Annotated in this window: 15 protein-coding genes; 13 read left to right on the top strand and 2 right to left on the bottom strand. The window is 58.8% G+C overall.

From position 1 onward, the window contains the following. The 10 genes from ACWJJK_RS15520 to eboE are packed head-to-tail and all read left to right on the top strand — an operon-like array spanning nt 1 to nt 12,888. Nucleotides 1–1,023, top strand: a complete 1,023-nt coding sequence (locus ACWJJK_RS15520; protein WP_454128259.1) for an AAA family ATPase — start codon at nt 1–3, stop codon at nt 1,021–1,023. Then, entirely contained in the window at nt 1,005–1,904 is a 900-nt protein-coding gene (locus ACWJJK_RS15515) for a DUF58 domain-containing protein (protein WP_077729005.1), read from the top strand. Before ACWJJK_RS15520 ends, ACWJJK_RS15515 begins: the two co-directional genes overlap by 19 nt. Then, on the top strand, nt 1,897–3,468 hold the full coding sequence (locus ACWJJK_RS15510; RefSeq protein WP_156879308.1) for a BatA domain-containing protein: 1,572 nt from the start codon (nt 1,897–1,899) through the stop codon (nt 3,466–3,468). Before ACWJJK_RS15515 ends, ACWJJK_RS15510 begins: the two co-directional genes overlap by 8 nt. A gap of 6 nt (nt 3,469–3,474) precedes the next feature. After that, nucleotides 3,475–5,961: a VWA domain-containing protein gene (locus ACWJJK_RS15505; RefSeq protein WP_156879309.1), complete on the top strand. Its 2,487-nt coding sequence runs from the start codon at nt 3,475–3,477 to the stop codon at nt 5,959–5,961. Continuing rightward, nucleotides 5,954–8,098: a TonB-dependent receptor gene (locus ACWJJK_RS15500; protein ID WP_156879310.1), complete on the top strand. Its 2,145-nt coding sequence runs from the start codon at nt 5,954–5,956 to the stop codon at nt 8,096–8,098. Before ACWJJK_RS15505 ends, ACWJJK_RS15500 begins: the two co-directional genes overlap by 8 nt. A gap of 13 nt (nt 8,099–8,111) precedes the next feature. Next, nucleotides 8,112–8,960 (top strand): sugar phosphate isomerase/epimerase family protein, encoded by an 849-nt coding sequence (locus ACWJJK_RS15495; RefSeq protein ID WP_086135355.1) that lies wholly within the window; start codon nt 8,112–8,114, stop codon nt 8,958–8,960. Beyond that, a complete protein-coding gene (locus tag ACWJJK_RS15490; protein ID WP_156879311.1) occupies nt 8,957–9,835 on the top strand; it encodes a UbiA family prenyltransferase in 879 nt (292 codons plus the stop codon). Before ACWJJK_RS15495 ends, ACWJJK_RS15490 begins: the two co-directional genes overlap by 4 nt. 46 nt (nt 9,836–9,881) lie before the next feature. Beyond that, nucleotides 9,882–10,742, top strand: coding sequence for an EboA domain-containing protein (locus tag ACWJJK_RS15485; protein ID WP_139841155.1), 861 nt, complete (start codon nt 9,882–9,884; stop codon nt 10,740–10,742). 26 nt (nt 10,743–10,768) lie between these two features. After that, on the top strand, nt 10,769–11,647 hold the full coding sequence (locus tag ACWJJK_RS15480) for a TatD family hydrolase (RefSeq protein ID WP_086135358.1): 879 nt from the start codon (nt 10,769–10,771) through the stop codon (nt 11,645–11,647). Continuing rightward, nucleotides 11,644–12,888: a metabolite traffic protein EboE gene (gene eboE / locus ACWJJK_RS15475; protein WP_077729013.1), complete on the top strand. Its 1,245-nt coding sequence runs from the start codon at nt 11,644–11,646 to the stop codon at nt 12,886–12,888. The genes ACWJJK_RS15480 and eboE overlap by 4 nt, the downstream gene beginning before the upstream one ends. 432 nt (nt 12,889–13,320) lie before the next feature. Here eboE and ACWJJK_RS15470 read toward each other — a convergent pair whose 3' ends face one another. Both ACWJJK_RS15470 and ACWJJK_RS15465 read right to left on the bottom strand, forming a co-directional pair. Continuing rightward, nucleotides 13,321–13,536, bottom strand: coding sequence for a hypothetical protein (locus ACWJJK_RS15470; protein ID WP_139841156.1), 216 nt, complete (start codon nt 13,534–13,536; stop codon nt 13,321–13,323). 134 nt (nt 13,537–13,670) lie between these two features. After that, nucleotides 13,671–13,940, bottom strand: coding sequence for a hypothetical protein (locus tag ACWJJK_RS15465; RefSeq protein WP_454128258.1), 270 nt, complete (start codon nt 13,938–13,940; stop codon nt 13,671–13,673). Nucleotides 13,941–14,040: 100 nt separating this feature from the next. Here ACWJJK_RS15465 and ACWJJK_RS15460 point away from each other — a divergent pair, with 100 nt between their 5' ends. The 3 genes from ACWJJK_RS15460 (at nt 14,041) to cysE (ending at nt 17,601) form a co-directional block, all read left to right on the top strand. Then, nucleotides 14,041–14,733, top strand: coding sequence for a hypothetical protein (locus ACWJJK_RS15460; protein WP_077729015.1), 693 nt, complete (start codon nt 14,041–14,043; stop codon nt 14,731–14,733). A 102-nt stretch (nt 14,734–14,835) separates the two neighbouring features. Then, the gene (locus ACWJJK_RS15455) at nt 14,836–15,948 is read left to right on the top strand and encodes a patatin-like phospholipase family protein (protein ID WP_077729016.1); all 1,113 of its coding nucleotides are present in this window, start codon (nt 14,836–14,838) and stop codon (nt 15,946–15,948) included. Nucleotides 15,949–16,773: 825 nt separating this feature from the next. Further along, the gene (gene cysE, locus ACWJJK_RS15450; protein ID WP_086135362.1) at nt 16,774–17,601 is read left to right on the top strand and encodes a serine O-acetyltransferase; all 828 of its coding nucleotides are present in this window, start codon (nt 16,774–16,776) and stop codon (nt 17,599–17,601) included. Nucleotides 17,602–17,948 lie beyond the last annotated feature (347 nt).

Genomic DNA, 17,948 nt, shown 5'->3' with positions numbered 1-17,948 from the left:
ATGGCGCTATCGACTTCCCGTCGTGCGGACCCGGATATCGGAACGGCAATCAAGCATTTCCGGGATGATATGAATCGGCTGTGCGAATCCCTGGCCCGGGTCATCGTGGGCCAGGAAGCACTGATCCGGGATATGGTCAGCGCGATGCTGGCGGGCGGACACATTCTGCTCGAAGGCTATCCCGGCCTCGGCAAGACCCATCTGGCCAAGGGGCTGGCCTGCTGTATCGGGGTTGCCATGTCGCGGGTGCAGTGCACGCCCGATCTGATGCCCGCCGATATCACCGGGAGCGAAGTCCTGCTGAGAGCCGAGGACGATCGCGAACACCGTCTGGAGTTCCGGCCGGGGCCGATTTTCGCGCCCATGGTACTGGTCGACGAGATCAATCGTGCGACTCCGAAGACGCAGGCGGCGCTGCTGGAAGCCATGCAGGAGCGGCAAGTGACCGCCGCCGGCAGAAGCCATCGTCTACCCGATCCGTTCTGGCTCATCGCCACCCAAAACCCGATCGAGATCGAAGGGACCTTTCCGCTTCCCGAGGCGCAAACCGATCGGTTTCTGTTCAAGTTGTCCGTGGGGTACCCGGCGGTGGACGCGATGCTCAGACTGATCGACATCTCCCTGGACGAAGAACCCACCGAAAACATGAACGCCGTGATCTCGCTTCAGCGGATCAGCGAGATGATGGCCTTGTGCCGCGAAGTCGTGATCGCCGACGAGATGAAGCGGGCGGCGGTTTCCTTGGTACTCGCCACTCATCCCGAGCACGGTGCGGGCAGCGAAGAGGCGCGCCGTCATTTTCGTTACGGCGCGAGTCCGCGGGGCTTGCAGGCTCTCTTGCGGGCCGCGCGCGTCCGAGCTTTGCAAAGCGGACGCGGGCACGTGGCTGCGGACGATATCGCCGGCGTGGCGCTGCCGGCTTTGCGGCACCGCGTACTCCTCAACATCGAAAGCGAAATGGACGGTATCGCGATCGACTCTGCACTGGAGAGAGTGATCGGCTCATGGCGACGTTCGATCTAGATGAATGCTTTATCGATGAGCCGACCCTCCGCAGACTTGCATCCGTAGCCGGACATCTGTTCCGCGGCCGGGCGGCGGCTCTGCCCGGACGTCGTCCGCGGCGAAGCCCCACCGCATCCGGCAACGATTTTCTGGGCTATCGCGACTATCGGGCGGGCGACGATCTGCGAGCCCTCGATTGGCGCGCTTCGGCGCGCGCCTGGCATCCCCAGGTGAAACAATTCGGAAGCGAATGCTCGACGCGTTGGTTCATCTGCCTGGATCGCAGCGCGTCCATGCGTTTGCCGGAAAGCGGCAAGTGGGCGCTGGCCTCGCATCTGACGGCAGCTTTCGCCTATGTACTGCTCCACGCGGGCAACCGGGTCGGCCTGATCGTCTTCAGCGGCGGAATCGATACGCTGTGCGCGTCCGGAAGCGGACGGGAACAATACACCCGGCTGCTGGACGCCGTGCGCCGCTGCCGCCCTCGAGAGGAGGGAGGCGGTTCGAATCTGGCCGCCTGTATCCCCGCCCTGCGCGCCGATGCTTCCGTGTTGGTGATCAGCGACTTGCTGACGGAGGACGGCATGCGGCCCGCCTTGGACCTTCTGCTGCGGCGCGGCCACGAAGTGCAGGTCGTGCAGACGCTCTCGGCCGAGGAATGCACGCTGCATCGGACCGGGCCGACGCTCATCCGGGACGTCGAAAACGGCGTCAGTCTGCCCGTCGATGCTTCGGAATCCGGCCGAGCCGCCGCCCAAACTAGCTTAAACCGGTTTAGAGAATCGTCGGACGCGTATTGCCGCCGACGCGGCATACCGTTCAGTTCGTGCGAGACCTCGCGGACCTGGGACCGATGGCTGATCGATCACATCGGAAAACTCGAGGCCTCGAATGATTGAGTGGTCCTCGCCCGGATGGCTCTGGGGCCTCGTCGTTCTGCCGCTGGTTTGGGCCTTGCACAAACTAAGGGCCAGACGCGGAGAACTTGCGGTGTCCGCCGTTTTTCTGTGGCGATTTGCGGCATCCGAAGAAACAACGGGAAGCCGCTGGAGTTCCGCCGATCCGGCGTGGCGCCGACGTGCTCTGATCCTTGCCCTGCTGATTCTCGCCGAGGCCGGAGCCCGCTGGACCGATTCGCGCTCTATCGAAATCTGGCTGGACGATTCCGTGAGCATGCTGGTCGACGAGGGTGAAGCGAAGCGCCACGAGATGGCCTTGCAGGTTTTGCGCGAAGCCCTGGAAGACTTGTCTCCCTTCCGGGCGGTCATTCATTCGTTGACGTATCCCGGCCGTTCCGTCCGTTTTGATTCCTTATCCGCGAACCGCTGGGAAGGGGAAGTCGACAGTTGGTTTCAAGATCCCGGACCGGGTGTCCAGATGCCTCTGGCGATGGAAATGGGTCCCGACGCCGTTCATTGGCTGGTCACCGATGGGGCTGATTCCGATGTAAATCGCTGGGCGGATACCGCGCCATTGAGTCGTATCGTGCAAGTTGGCAGGGCGCGCGACAACCTGGCGCTCACCGCTCTCGCTCTGCGGCCGTCGCTCAAGAGCGAGAACGGATTGAACGGCGTTCTGGAATTGGCGAACACGGGCGATGCGGAAGCCCGGCGGACGATCGAGCTTTACGTGGGCGAACGTATGCTTCGAAGCTGGTCGGTGGTCGTATCGAGCGGAGGCACCGAAACGCTTGCATTCGATCTGCCGGACCCGGTCGACAGTCCGCTCATCGCGCGCAGCAAACCGGCCGATGCGCTCGCTTACGACGACGAATTGGCCCTGGCTTATCCGCAAAGAGTTCGTGCACGACTTTTCGGCGCTTGCGGGCGTCACTTATCGACGGCCTTGAGCGTGCATCCCGCCCTGACGTTTCCATCGGGCGACGAAAACGATGTCGATCTCGCCGTCGTCTGCGGAAACGGCGAAGCCGGCGCGAGCCGGGCGCGGCTTCGTTTTCAACGAACGGGGCGTTCCCACACCCTCGGCAAACCGGTCCTGTGGACATCCGGGGCGCGAGAACTGAAACACGTGTTTCTCGACCACCGATGGCTACGCGCTTTTCCCGCCGGTGCGTTTGGCCCGGATTCCGGCAAGGCGCTCCTCGCTGCGGGATCGGAGTGGCTGATCGCCTCTAACGAAAATCCCAGTGAGATTGATGTTCGCCTCGACATGGAATTTCAGGCGTTCGCGGAACAGCCCGAATATCCCGTGCTGATCGCCGGATTGATCGAACGGCTCTTGCCGGAGGCGCGTCTCGACCGGGTGCATGCGGCCCGGCGCTCGAGCGGCGAATCGCGGATAGCCCCCTTACCGATGCCCGAACCGATGGCTGCGCCGGATCGGATTTCAGGCGGAGCCGGTGTCGATCTGAGTCCTTATCTGATCATCGGAGCGATTGGGCTGCTGGTGCTGGATATGCGGCGATGCATCGGGCGGGCGGAAAAATTCGCCAAGCCGGTTTGAACGCCCATGACCGGTGATATCCCGTCATCTCGCGCTCTGTACGCCCGCTTGGGCGTTTTGGGCCTTTTGCTGCTGGCTCTGTTCAATCCGACGATATCCCGGAATACCGCCATCGAAGAGTTTGTCATTCTCCTGGACGACTCCGCGAGCATGAGGAACGGACTCGATACGACATGGCCGGTGTTGGCGCAACAGCTCGCCGAAGCTCCGGGCGCGGAACTCCATGTCATCCGTTTCGCCGCCGCAGCGGTCGACGATTACTCCGCATCCATAGACGGACAGAAAGGGCGGGAAAAATTACTGTCGTCACCGAGTTATCCCCGGCGGCTGCCCTTGGACCGTAGCGCCACCGATCTCGAGACGGCTTTGCGAGCCGCGCTCCGGCGGGTTCGCCCCGATCGGTCATCCGCCCTGCTGGTGGTCAGCGACATGCGTGAAACCCGTGGCCAAGCGGAACATGCCCTGAAAATAGCCGCCGCATCGAGTGTTCCGGTCTACGGCTTTATTCCATCCGGTGAAGCCGACCCTGGAGATGGCGCGATTCTGGACGTCCAATACCCGACTTACGTTCATGCCGGGCAGAAGATTCCTGTCATCGTTCGCGTATCCGGCTCTCCCTCGACGACGGGGCGGCTGGCCTTGCGGGTGAACGGGCAGGATCGCGAAAGCATCGAAATCGATTTCGGGCGACGGGGCGAAAACGTCGCCCAGATTCCGATCGACCCCTGCCCGCCGGGCATATGCAGGCTCGAATTCTCACTTGAATCCGGTACGGACCGGGATTTCAGCAATAACGCGCGTATCGCACTGATCAATGCAGTCGACCCGCGGCCCATCCTTTACGTCAGCTCGGCAAACCGCCCGCCGCCCGCCGCGCTCGGCTTACAGCGAATAGGGCGGGCCGTGCGGATCATCCCGCCGGTGGAGTTTCCCCGGCGTGAGCTCGACATGCAAAGCTGGGGCGCAGTGGTTTTGGACGACGTGGCCATCGGCGACATGGTTCCGGATGCCTGGTCGGCCTTGATCGACGGCGTGCGTCGGTCGGGGCTTGGGCTCCTGGTGCTGGGCGGTGCGAACAGCTTCGGCGCAGGCGCTTACCGCCATTCGGCCCTGGAGAAAATCTTGCCGGTGACGGCCGAAGGCCGGGACACCCAGCAGGCGGCATCGGTTTTATTCCTGCTCGACAAGTCGGGCAGCATGGACCAGGACCGCGGCGGAGTCAGCCGCTTGGGCATGGCCCGTCGAGCCGTGCTGGAAACGGTCCGGGGTTTATGGGAGAGGGACCGCGTAGGTCTCACCGTATTCGACGCCGGCGTTCACGAGGTCCTGCCTCTCGGCGTTTACGAGGAGCCGGCGAAAATGCTGGAACGGACTTTGGCCTTCACGCCTTCCGGCGGCACCCGCTTGCTGCCGGCCCTCGAATCCGGGGTCGAACGTTTGTCACACGACGGGACCGAAAGGCGCATCCTGGTGCTGGTCAGCGACGGCCGCTTCCTGGAGAGCGATTTCGGCGGCATCGAGAAAAAACTCGCGGACGCCGATATCGAAGTGATCGCTCTGGCAGTGGGCAACCAAGCCGCAATGCCCGCGCTCGAGCGGCTCGCCCGTATGGGGCGCGGCAAGGTCATGCACGTTCGGCAATTGGCCCAACTTCCCCGGCTCATGCGGCGCGAAGTGGAAAAATACCGCGATGCGGCGGAATTGGGAAACGTCGCTCCCCAATCGCGAAAAACGCTGCCTTTCTTTACCGATGTCGTGTCTTGGCCGGTCTTGTCCGGGTATATGGTCACCAGCCCCCAACCTGAAGCGACGGTCTTTCTGGAATCGCCGAACGGCGATCCGCTGCTGGCGGTCAGGCAGGCCGGCAGCGGTAAGGTCGCGGTTTTTCCGGGGGGCTTGAACGCGTGGGCCCCGGCTTGGCTGGCGTGGTCCGACTGGGGGCGTTTTTTCGGCGGTCTCATCGATTGGATCAGTGCCGCCACCCTCAGTCCCTTGCTGCATGCCCAAATCCATGACCGTCCGGGCCGTCTGGAGCTGGAACTCGAAGCTTTGGCTTCCGATAAGAGCGAGTGGGCCGAGTACCCGGCGGTTGAGTCCGTCGTCACCACGCCTTCGGGCGGCACGTACCGGATTCCCCTGAATCGCATCGCTCCCGGCCGCTATCGGGGCGATCTGCCGGTCAGTCTGCCGGGTATCTATCGCGCGGTATTCAAAGCCGGGGACCGGAGCCTGCAAACGGCGGCCCTGCATGAATCGGAGGAAGAGGCCGGTTCTTCCGGAAACGGCGAGTCCCTGGGGGATAGATGGTTTCGGGAGGGGCTGATTCGCCCTTGGCCGAGCGATGGCGAAATCGCCGTCGATTCGCCGGTCGCCGTGAGCTTGCGCCCCCTTTTGGCGGGGTTGGCGGGCGCGAGCTATCTGTTGCTGCTGGTTTGCGAAAGGGTCGGCGGTTTTCGGGGGTTTTTGTGCAAGAAGACAACAAAAAATGACTAAGCATCCCTTCACCTTCACATTGCTGACGATCAGCCTGATCAATGGATCTCCGGCCCGTGCCGATACGGCAAAGCGGGACTCACTATCGCCCGGAACCGAGTTCTTCGAATTTGCCCCGATCATGATCACCGGTACCCGGACCGATAAGCCCGCTTTCGATCTGCCTTACAGCACCGAGCGCGTCACCGACGGGGATATTCAGAACCGCCGCATGTCACGGACGGTGCCCGAAGCACTTAGCGGGATGCCGGGGGTTATGGTGCAAAAGACCGGCCACGGCCAGGGTTCGCCATTTCTGCGCGGCTTCACGGGTTTCCGGACCCTGTTCCTGATCGACGGCATCCGGCTCAATAATTCGGTCTTCCGCGACGGTCCCAACCAATACTGGAACACTGTCGATCCGCTCACCGTCCGGAGCTTGGAAGTCATCAAGGGGCCGAGTTCCGTGCTTTACGGCAGCGATGCCGTCGGCGGCACCGTCAATGCTTTGACCCGCGGCCGCGATGAGTACGGCGACGGTTTTCTGTGGGACCGGCGAGTCTATTATCGTTTCGCCGATGCCGAGGACTCCCACACCGGCCGGGCGGAAATCAGCGGCAGTTGGGATCAGCGCATCGGCTTCCTGGCCGGCGCGTCGATCAAGAGCTATGGAGATTTGGAGGCAGGCGAGCCTACCGGCAAGCAGCCGATGACCGGCTACGACGAGCAGGATGCCGATTTGAAGCTGGAGTATTTCCTCAATCCAGACCACAAGTTCGTGCTGGCTCATCAGAGGGTCGATCCGGACAATGCGTGGCGTACGCACAGAACCGCGTTCGGCAAGAGTTTCGCCGGCACTCAAGTCGGAACCGACCGGGAACTCTCCTTGGATCAGTATCGGGAGCTGACCTATCTCCAGTACCATGGCAGGAATTTCGATTCTTTCGTGGACGGCGCTCGGGTCAGCGTTTCCTATCATCTCCAGAGCGAGGACCAGTTGCGGGTCCGGAACAATCTTCGCAGCGAGCGAAACGGATTCGACGTGGGCACCACCGGCTTTTTCGCCCAGCTCGACAGTTTTAGCCCGGTGGGGTTTTGGACTTACGGCGTCGAGTACTACCATGACGAGGTGCGTTCCTATCAGAATAACTACAATGCCGCCGGGCGGTTGACATCGAAGGAAATTCAGGGCCCGGTCGCCGACGATGCGCGCTACGACACGCTGGGGGTCTTCGTTCAGGACGATATCAGGCTGATCGATTCGCTCGATTTGGTCATAGGCGGCCGTTACAACCACATCGAAGCGGGCGCCGATCGCGTCAAGCACCCCCTGACCGGCCGGCAGACACGGCTTGAAAGAAGCTGGGACAACGTGCTCGGGACTGTCCGAGCCACCTACCACGTCGACGATGCGGAACATTGGCACGTGTTCGGCGGCATCTCCCAAGGATTCCGCGCGCCGAACCTCTCCGACCTGACCCGCTTCGACATCGCCCGATCGGGGGAGTTGGAGACTCCGGCGCCAAATTTGAGGCCGGAAGACTTCATCGCCTACGAGTTCGGCATCAAGACCCAGCACGAAAACTTTTCGAGCCAGATTGCTTATTTTTACACCGACGTCGAAGACATGATCGTTCGAAAACCCACGGGCAGAACCGTGAACGGAAGCCGAGAGGTGACCAAGAGCAATGCCGGAGACGGATATATCCACGGCGTCGAAATCGCCGGGAGCTATCGGTTTCTGTCCCAGTTCACCGCGTTCGGCGCATTCACCTGGATGCACGGGCGTATCGACGGATATCCGTCGGCGAGTTCCTCTCCGACCGAGGAATACATCGATCGGCTGATGCCGATCATGGGCAACGTAGGGCTCCGATGGGATCATCCGGACGGCAAGTTATGGGCGGAAGGCGTGGTGACGGTCGCCGAGGAACAGGACCGGCCGAGTTCTTCCGATCGTGCCGACAATCAGCGCATTCCTCCGGGAGGAACGCCGGGCTACACGGTTTTGACGCTGCGCGGCGGCTGGCAAGTCTACCGCGACCTCAAGCTGAGCCTGGCCCTGGAAAACGTGACCGACGAAGACTACCGCATTCACGGATCGGGTCTGAATGAACCCGGCCGGAATTTCGTTTTGGCGGCCGACTGGAAGTTTTGATTGGGGGACTTAGATGCAGCTCGCGTATAGCACAAACGCCTTTACCCGCTTCGATTTGCCGGAATCACTCCGGCAAATCGCCTCGCTGGGATTCGCCGGCGTCGAGATACTTTGCGATCGTCCTCACTGGTTTCCGGGGCAGGTCGACCGCGGCGCGTTGGACGAAGTAAAGGCGATCTTGAACGAGACGGGACTGGGGGTAAGCAATCTGAATGCGAATACGGCCAATGGATACTATTCGCCTTCGCCGCCGGAAAACGTGTTCGAACCGGCTCTCACAAACCCGGACGAAAAGCTGCGGCGGTGGCGCGAAAACTACACCATCGAAGCTGTCCGGCTGGCCAGAGAGGTCGGCGCGCGCTGTGTGAGCGTGACCTCCGGCCGGCCGACGTCAGCCTGCGAACCGGAGCGGTCGATAGCCTATTTCGTCGAAAGCCTAGTCAGAATCTGTGGCGTGGCTGCCGATTACGGCGTTCGAATCGGCATCGAGTACGAACCGGGCTTGCTGGTCGAGCGGGCCTCCGAAGCGCTGGACGTGATCCGCGCCGTGGGTTCGCCTGTGCTCGGCGTCAACCTCGATATCGGCCACTCGTTCCTTGACGGCGAGCCTGTCGAGGAAACCGTTTCCGCTCTGGAGGGACGCATCTGGAACGTGCACGTCGAGGACATCAAAGACCGAAAACATTTCCATCGAGTTCCCGGCGACGGCGAACTGCCTTTCCAGCGTTACTTGCACGCCTTGCGGGGTATCGGCTACGGGGGATTTATTACCGTCGAACTCTACAGCTACCCCGATAAACCCGTGGAAGCGGGAAGCCGGGCGCTCGCTTATCTCACTGCGCTGTTGGGAGAAAACCCGTGATCGCCGAGAGAATCTGGCTGCCTTATTTGCAATTGGTGCGCATTCCCAACGCCTTTACCGCCGTTTCGAACAGCCTGGCAGCCCATCTGATTGCAACGGGTGGGCAGATACGCTGGGGAAGCTTGCTGCTTCTCATGCTGGCCTCGGCATTTCTTTATTCGGGCGGAATGGTCTTCAACGATTGTTTCGACTACGAGGAAGATCGCCGCGATCGTCCGTTCCGACCGCTCCCCTCCGGTCGAGTCCCGATTTCGACGGCATGGTTGCTGGGGGGGCTGCTCCTGGCGTTAGGCGTCGTCTCCGCGGGGATGGTCGGCGAGACTCAGTTGTATTGGGCGCTCGCGCTGGCCGCGCTCATCTTTATCTACGACGGCTTGGCCAAAGGGAGTGCCGTCGGCGCCCTGGCGATGGGCGGCTGCCGCTATTTGAACTGGGTACTCGGGTTGTCCATCGTCGATCTCGACGGCGCGCTGCTGTCCGTGCCCTTGGTGATCCTGATTTACGTGATCAGCCTGACTCGGCTCAGTTCCATAGAGACGTCCGGATTCTCCCGAAGGCCTATCGTGCAGTGCATTGTAGGAGTCATCGGCGCCGCTCTGCTTCTTGTCGGTCTGGTTATGTCGGGAACGCTGCCGCACGCTTGGCCTTTGGTCCTTTTGGTGCTCGCTCTATGGAGCGTTCTGCGGGAACTGATAGCGACCTACCGCGAGCCGACACCGGAGAGCGTGCAGCGTTCCGTCAAGAGCCTGGTGCTGGGCATCATTCCGCTCGACGCTCTGCTCGCTTTCTGCGGCGGACCTTGGTGGGGTGGAGTACTGGTGTTATCCTTCGTTTTGCCAAGCCGCCTGCTCGCCCGGCATATCAGGGTTACATAAACAAGAATCGATCGCTCCCGTGGCAGGCTTTTTACCGGATTCATCAATGACTGAGATGTTGAACAGCCTGGTCAGCGCGATTGGCGACGTTTGCTCCGACCAGCAGAATGACTGGCTGCGGGAAGCGCTGACTAAACTCGAGAACAGCAAAGCGCCGGCAACCGATCTAGGCCGGTGTTCAACCCAGGCCCGCCGGCAGCTTGGCCGCCAACCGCTTGGCGCCGGATATTCGCCTTTGATTAGCTCAGTCGGGCCGGTCGCGATAGATCACTGGGAAAGCGGCGACGCAGGCCGTATTGCCATGATTCTTCTATGTTTGCAGCGGGAGCCGGAGCAGGCGGAGACGCTGGTAACGAGCCTTTTTCGCCAAGGGGATGAATCCGAGCGTGCCGCGATCGTCAGAGGGCTGGCACTGTTTCCTTCCGCCGATCGCTTGAAGCCCCTGGCGCTGGAAGCCGGACGTGCCAACAGCCTTGTACTGGTTTCGTCGGTTGCACTGCTGAATCCTTATCCCGCAGCCTATTATTCCGATCGGGAATTCAATCAGATGGTGCTCAAGGCTCTCTTCGTACGCCTTAACGCCGATTTGATCTACGGTCTCGGACAACGCGTGAATTCCGAACTCTCGCGCATGTGCGAGGACTACGTCGACGAACTGTTGGCGGCCGATCGCGACGTGCCTCCGGAAATCTGGATGGCCCTTTTACCCTATGCCTCAGTGAAGGGTGTCGAGTTTGTAAGTCGTTATCTTGACGACCCGAATCCACTGCATCGGTACTACTCGGCGAAGGCCATGGTGCAGTCGTTAAAGCGGTTTCCGGAGCTGCGCGCCGCGCTCGATCAGCGGTTTAGCCTCGAAACGGACGAGCACGTGCGGGAAGTCCTAGGCGCCGCCGCAGGTGGTTGATATCAGTTGAAGTCCAGGAGTCTTTCATGCGCTATTTCGACCCTCACATCCATATGCTTTCCCGTACCACCGACGACTACGAGAACATGGCCGCCGCCGGCATCGTGGCCTTAGTGGAACCCGCTTTCTGGCAGGGGCAACCGCGTACCCAGCCGGGCACTTTTATAGATTACTTCGACTCGCTCGTCGGTTGGGAGCGGTTCCGGGCCAGTCAGTTCGGCATTCGGCATTATTGCACTATCGGACTGAACCCGAAGGAAGCCAACAACACGGCTCTAGCCGAAGAGGTCATGAAACTCATACCGCTTTATTGCGAGAAGGACGGTGTCGTCGGCGTAGGCGAGATCGGCTACGACGACATGACCGACGGGGAAGAGCGATTCTTCGCCGAGCAGTTGCAAATCGCCAAGGACTTGAACCTGCCGGTGCTGGTGCACACCCCCCATCGGGATAAAAAGCGCGGCACCGAGCGAACCATTGCCCTCATTCGGGAGATGAACATGGATGAAGAAATGGTGTTGATCGATCATCTGAACGAGGAGACGCTGCCTTTGGTTTTGGAGACCGGTTGCTGGCGCGGACATTCGGTATATCCGCACACCAAGATGAGCGAGGACCGCATGGTGGCCCTGCTGCAGAAATACGGGTTGGAAAAGATGGTCGTCAACAGCGCCGCTGACTGGGGGCGGAGCGATCCGCTCAAGGTGCCGAAGACGGGCGAAGCCATGCGTCAGGCCGGATTCAACGAGGATCAGATCGAATACGTACTGTACGTCAACCCAATCAACTTTTATGCGCAGAGTGGCCGCATTTCCCTAGAAGAAGTGGGACCTGTCAAAATCGACCAGACCCGACTCTGGGAGAACAATTCGGTGCTGCGCGGACAACTACCGGTCGTGCAGTGAGTGACGCATCTCGACCCAAATGGCATCGCCATGAGCTCACTTATTGCGCCAACGTTCACCCGGGAGAAACCTTCGACGAGGTTCGCCGCGTAATCAGCTATTCGGTCAATGGCGTGCGCGAGCGTCGCCGGATTGCATCCATGGGAACCGGGCTCTGGCTCAGCCAAAGCGTTGCGGCAGAGTTGCGGGAAATATCCCGGCAGGGCCTCGAATTTATCGATCTTCTCAATCGATGCAGGCTCGAACTCTTTACCCTGAACGGGTTTCCATACGGCGGATTTCACTCTATCTCGCTCAAGGAACGGGTCTACCTGCCCGCTTGGACGGAACCGGCACGTTACGATTACACCCTCGATCTCGCCCAATTGCTCGCGGCATGCTTACCGGAATGGCAAAGCGAGGGCACCATATCGACGGTTCCCCTTGGATACAGATATGGGTGGACGATCGAGCAAACCCGAAAAGCGGCAGATACTTTGTGCAGACTTGCAGCAGCTCTGGAACGGCTGCACGAAGTCAGCGGCAAACGTATCCGCGTGTGTCTGGAAATGGAGCCCGATGCCGCACTGGAGTCCACCGATGAAGCCATTGTTTTTTTTCAGCGCGATCTCCCGGAAGCGGCACAGCGCGCACGCCTGAAACCCGAACTGATTCGCGAGTACTTGGGCGTATGCCTCGATGTCTGCCACCAAGCCGTCATGTTCGAAGATGTTGCCGCGTCATTGGCTCGACTTCGAAACGCGGGCATTGAAATCGGAAAAATTCAGCTTTCCAGCGCATTGGAGGTCATCGACCCGTCGGACCCGGAAGTTCGGCAAGTTTTACAAGGTTTTGCCGAGCCGCGGTACCTTCATCAAGTACGTTCGCAACTTGGCGATGGACGAGTAATAGGTGCAAGGGATCTTCCCATCGTATTGAATGACTCCGCTTGGGCGGCGCATGCACCTTGGCGTATTCACTTCCATGTCCCGTTACAAATCAGCGGGTTCGGAAATGGAGCATTAGGAACGACCCGTGATCAGATCGGTAAGGTGTTCGACTTTCTCAGGAACACGTCGGACTCAAAACCGCACCTGGAAATTGAAACCTACACCTGGCATGTTCTGCCCGAAGAGCTAAGACCCCAGACCGAGGACGGTCTTCTGACAAGCCTTGTGCAGGAAATTCAATGGGTTGAAGCAGAAATGAACGAGCGAGAGCTGCTTCATGGCTCGGAGTGTGATCAAGAAATAAGCATGTAAGACGAGGATATTCTTGATGCAACGGGTCTATCAAAGGGTAAAGGTCTGTGCCACGTCTCGATCCTGTCTAAGGACCTGTCTTCAAACCTAGCACTTGGTTAGAGCAGCGAGGTTTGAAAAGAATGTGGTCCAATGAGCGAGGCGGCCATGTGCCAAGCGACTTGAAAGATGCGTATTGTCCTTTCTTGATCCCATCCGGTCCCTTTGCGGGTGTTCCAGCCGGCACAAAAAGGGCGAGCCGCGGTTATGTGCCGCCGGCAAGGAGGTGATCCCAAATCGCTTTCAATAAGGCATTAATTTTTGTAGGGTGGGTTAGGCCGCAAGGCCGTAACCCACCGAGCGACCTCGAATCGGTGGGTTACGCTGCGCTAACCCACCCTACGATTAATGTTCACTCGAATGCCGAATGGAATCAGACCGCTTGGTCGTGGCCTACATGCGCTTCAGAGAAACAACTCCATGCTCGGTTTTTTCCACCAACCCCTGCGCCAGCAGGTTTTTCCAATCGCGGCTTTCCGTAGCTGCAGAAACATTGCGGTAAATAGAGCGATACCAAAGATTGCGTTCATAAAGCTTAATTCCGCTCGGACGGGACGCCAAATATTCCAGTACCTGGTACTGTCGTGGGTTGATTTCTTTACTATTCAACAGCTTTTTAATGCTTCTAGTTTGGCCCCGACGCGAAACGTGAATGGTCCTGCCCGATGGGTTTCGACAGTGATGTCCGACATTGGTGAACACTTTTGTGCAAGTCAATATGCAAACGTATTATGTTGATTTTTTTATAAAAAAGAGAACTTCGCGCCAAATGATGCAAAGTTGTGTGCAAAGCATCTTGCAAGATGTCGCTTGTCACAAGACATGATCTTTTGATCAATCATCCGATAAAAACCCGGCCAAACCGGGTTTTCCGCCCGATAAACATAACCAAGAAGGAGAGTTAGCGGTGCTTCCCCCCCGTAATTTCCTGTATTGATCGTGTAACGCCCCGAGCGCATTCTCTCGCCGGAGTGGGCAGCGAAATCCATCCTGGGGATTTCGAGGGCGACCATTCGGTCTTTGCCGAGACTGCCGATCGAGGAAACGCTCCGAATAACGGCGGCCTGTGTATGGAGAAGTAAGGGGCCGTGAGGCCAACAACAGGGAGGAACGATGGCAAAGGACGACAGCACCGAATCCGGCAAGACGGCCGCGTCCTCTGATGAGGGGACGGCGCAGCATCAAGCTTCTATGTCATACGAATATTGGCTGGACATCGCCAGCGCGATCCTGCTGTCGGTTGCGGCTCTGGCTTCGTCGTGGGCCGGTTACCAGTCCAAACGCTGGAGCGGCGTTCAATCGACCAACTACAACACTTCCTCCATACGGTGGGTCCAAGCGACCCGCATGTCCACGTTCGCCTATCTTTACCGATCCGTCGACCTGGAGCTTTTCATCGAGTGGCTCAATGCCTATAAGGACGGCGACGAAGAACGGGCGAGATTTTTCGAACAACGCTTTCGACCCGAATTCAGGCCGGCCTTCGAAGCCTGGGTGGCCAGCCGGCCGCTGGAAAATGCTGCCGCACCCAGCTCGCCCTTCGTCCTGCCGGAGTACCGCCAGGAACTTTCCGACCGGGCTGCTCAATTGGAACAGGAAGCGGGAACGGCTTCCGATCAGGCCCAGGCAGCCAACCAGCAGGGCGACGACTATGTACTCACAACGGTGATCTTTTCCGCCGCCCTGTTCTTCACGGGCATCGCCGCGCATTTCAGTAAGTTTCGGGTCCGCGTCGCATTGTTGAGCATCGCCGGGGTGATGGTTTTGGTTGGGCTGGGCCAGTTGGCGACCTATCCGGTTAGGTAGAAAGGCGAAACCACTCGGCCGGCCGTTGGTAAACCGGGGATCAGGACGAAATCACAATCCTGCTCATCATCTGCTTAACGCATTTTCGGAGGATTTTTCTCGATGAAACCCAAAGTTGCCATCGCCTGCCAGGGAGGCGGAAGCCAAACCGCGTTTACGGCCGGCGTCTTCAAAGCCCTTGCGGAAAACAATGTTCAAGATCATTTCAACATCGTCAGCATTAGCGGAACCTCGGGCGGTGCCATCTGCGGTTTCATGCTTTGGTACGCCTTGAAACACGGCGAAAAACCCTTTTGCAAGCGGGTCTTGGATTTCTGGAACGACAATACCGCCCAGACGTATCAGGAACGCCTTTTCAATGATTCCGTTATCCACTCGCTTTATCTGACGGGAAAGGGACTGATGCCCCAGTACAACGTGAGCCCCTCGTCTCCGGTGGCGCGCAGTTCCTTTTCGGTTGCGACTCTCGGTATTCGGAACGAATTCACGGATCTTCGGACGCTGTTGGAAACCCATATCGATGCAGACAAACTGGCCGCTCTGGGTCAGCAAACGGAGCCGCCGATTCTGATCATAGGCGCTTGCAATGTGCTCACCGGCCGACTGCATAAGTTCAGTTCATACCTCGAGCCGATCAAAATCGACTATCTCCTCGCTTCGGCGTGCGTTCCCAGCATCTTCCCGGCGGTGTCGATTGGCGAAATGGCCTATTGGGACGGGCTGTTTTCCGACAATCCGCCGATTTCTACTTTGATCGATCCCCGGTTCGTCGGCGCTCGAAACATCCCCAATGAAATCTGGGTGATTAAGATCAATCCAACCACGGCCGATGAAATCCCGGTCGCGCCGGACGACATTCTTGATCGCCATAACGAACTGACGGGCAACATATCCTTGTTTCACAGTCTGCGCCAAATCGAGCGGATCAACGATTTCATCGTCGCAGGAGCGTTCAAGGACGAATTTTTGGCCGAATTCGATATCAAGGAACCAATAAAGATTCCTCGATCGTTCCCCGACGATCCGGACGCGCCCTACCATATCCCGAGAATAGAGATGTCGGTCGAATTGGCGAAAAGCTTGAATTACGAAAGCAAACTCGATCGCTGCCCCGAACATATCGCCCGTCTCGTCCAGGATGGCGAAGAGCAAGGACGGCGGTTTTTGGAATCAAGGTTAAAACAAACGAGTTCCCGTCCGCCGATGGACCCATAAAAAACCCGGCTACGGGGTGCGAGCCGGGTTGTCGCCGAAGACAATCACAAGAATTGATGCGACATATTCAGCGTAGACCAAATTCTCCGGACGGCAAACCGTAATATCCCGGAATACGCATTAATACGCATTCCCGCGCGGGTAACGGTGCGACAGAATGGCGCCGCCAACCAGGTTCACGGACGAACCGCCCCGACAAACGGGGCTTTTTTTATTCCCAATAAAAAACCCGGCCGAAGCCGGGTTAACTCAACACTCGTTGAAGTGGGAGGATAAGATATGCCGATAATCTTTAAGCAACGGTTGTGCCAGATATTGATCATCCGATAAGTGTTTGAACCATAGCGCAATTTTCGAAGGTATGATTCGGCCACGGAAAACGTATCCGCCAGCTATGCGCTAATATGGTGCCGCGCCGTCCATAGTGGTTCAGCGCGAACCGCAAATCCTCACGAAAAACTCAACGACTGCACTATAAGGGGCAAGCTTATGCCCCATCCGCGATCGTCTCGAATCTCCAAGAATCGTTTGGACGACGAGAACGGATTCGCCACCCGAATTTGTAAGAAGTCTCACAATTAATTACGGATTGTCGTGTTTGCCACTATCAGCATCGATCGGCATAAGTCCGCCAAGCGTTGATTTAAAGGCATTTTGGTCTGGATTTGCCATGGCATGAGGCATGCTTCCGAAGAACCAAATCATTGCCGAATGGCTGTACCCGAATGCGAATTCATCAAACCGAGGCCACCGTCAGTCGGTATTTCTCCACGAGTACTTTTCAAGCCGTCAACGGCCCACGAGCGAGATAGAGGTAGCGGGACCATGAGACATCAAGCGAGCTATGAGATTCTGGACCGCAAAGTTGAATCTCTCTCGGATTCGGACGCTCGGCCCGCATCGGCCCCGTCGCCAAGACCGTCCGCCGGTTCCCGGGCGCAGAATCTATTCGCGGAATGGCGAGAAGACGTGGCCTGCGTTTTCGGCCGCGATCCCGCCGCCCGTACTCGCTTCGAAGTGTTGACGACTTACCCCGGCCTGCATGCCGTTCTCATACACCGCGTGGCCCATCGTCTGTGGCAACGCGGATTTTTTTACGGGGCGCGCTTGCTGGCGTTCTTGACGCGGCTTTGGACCAATATCGACATTCATCCCGGAGCGACCATCGGCCGCCGCTTTTTCATCGATCACGGAGCCGGGGTGGTCATAGGCGAAACGGCGGAAATCGGCGATGACGTCACGCTTTACCATGGCGTCACGCTGGGAGGTACGAGCTGGAACAAAGGCAAGCGCCACCCGACTCTGGGCGACGGCGTTCTGGTCGGCGCCGGCGCCAAGATTCTCGGGCCGATTACCCTGGGCGACAACGTGCGCGTAGGCGCCAATTCGGTCGTCGTCAAGGACGTGCCGGCAAACCGGACCGTGGTCGGCATTCCGGGGAGGATCGTGCAGCCCAAGGAAGGCGTTACCATGAATCCGCAGCGGATCGATCTCGATCATCACCACATCCCGGATGTCGTGAATCAGACCATGGCCGACATGAAGGCTCGCATCGAGTCGCTGGAAAATCTGGTTGCCGCGATGACTCCCCCTGAAAATGACCGTTTATACGCATTGCGAAACGTCGGCAATATAAGAGGTGGGCGGCTCTGAGCCAGGCTTGCCCGACGTGGTGAGGATGGGACGAACTCCGGCCTCGAATACAGCAAATCTCCGCCAATCTTGAACCGTTTATCGACGTGCCCCATGCCGCATTTTCCGTAGCTTGATCGAACCAGTCCCGCCGGTCCGATGGCGACCGGCATTGCCCTTCGGGGCTACCTATGACCAAGGCCGCCGTTCCGGATCGTAACCGGGCGGCCGAGGTCCATTTCAAAGCCGAAACCGGGCATAAAACCTGCTTCATCCCATTAATCGAGTTCTGAAGTTGCCAGCGGAGGCTCATCAGAGCTGCATTCGAGCATGTCAGGGAATTGCGGGCTAACCCCACCGTACGAGGC

It is taken from the genome of Methylocaldum gracile, assembly GCF_053646815.1.
This window is presented reverse-complemented; position numbering and strand designations above follow the sequence as displayed.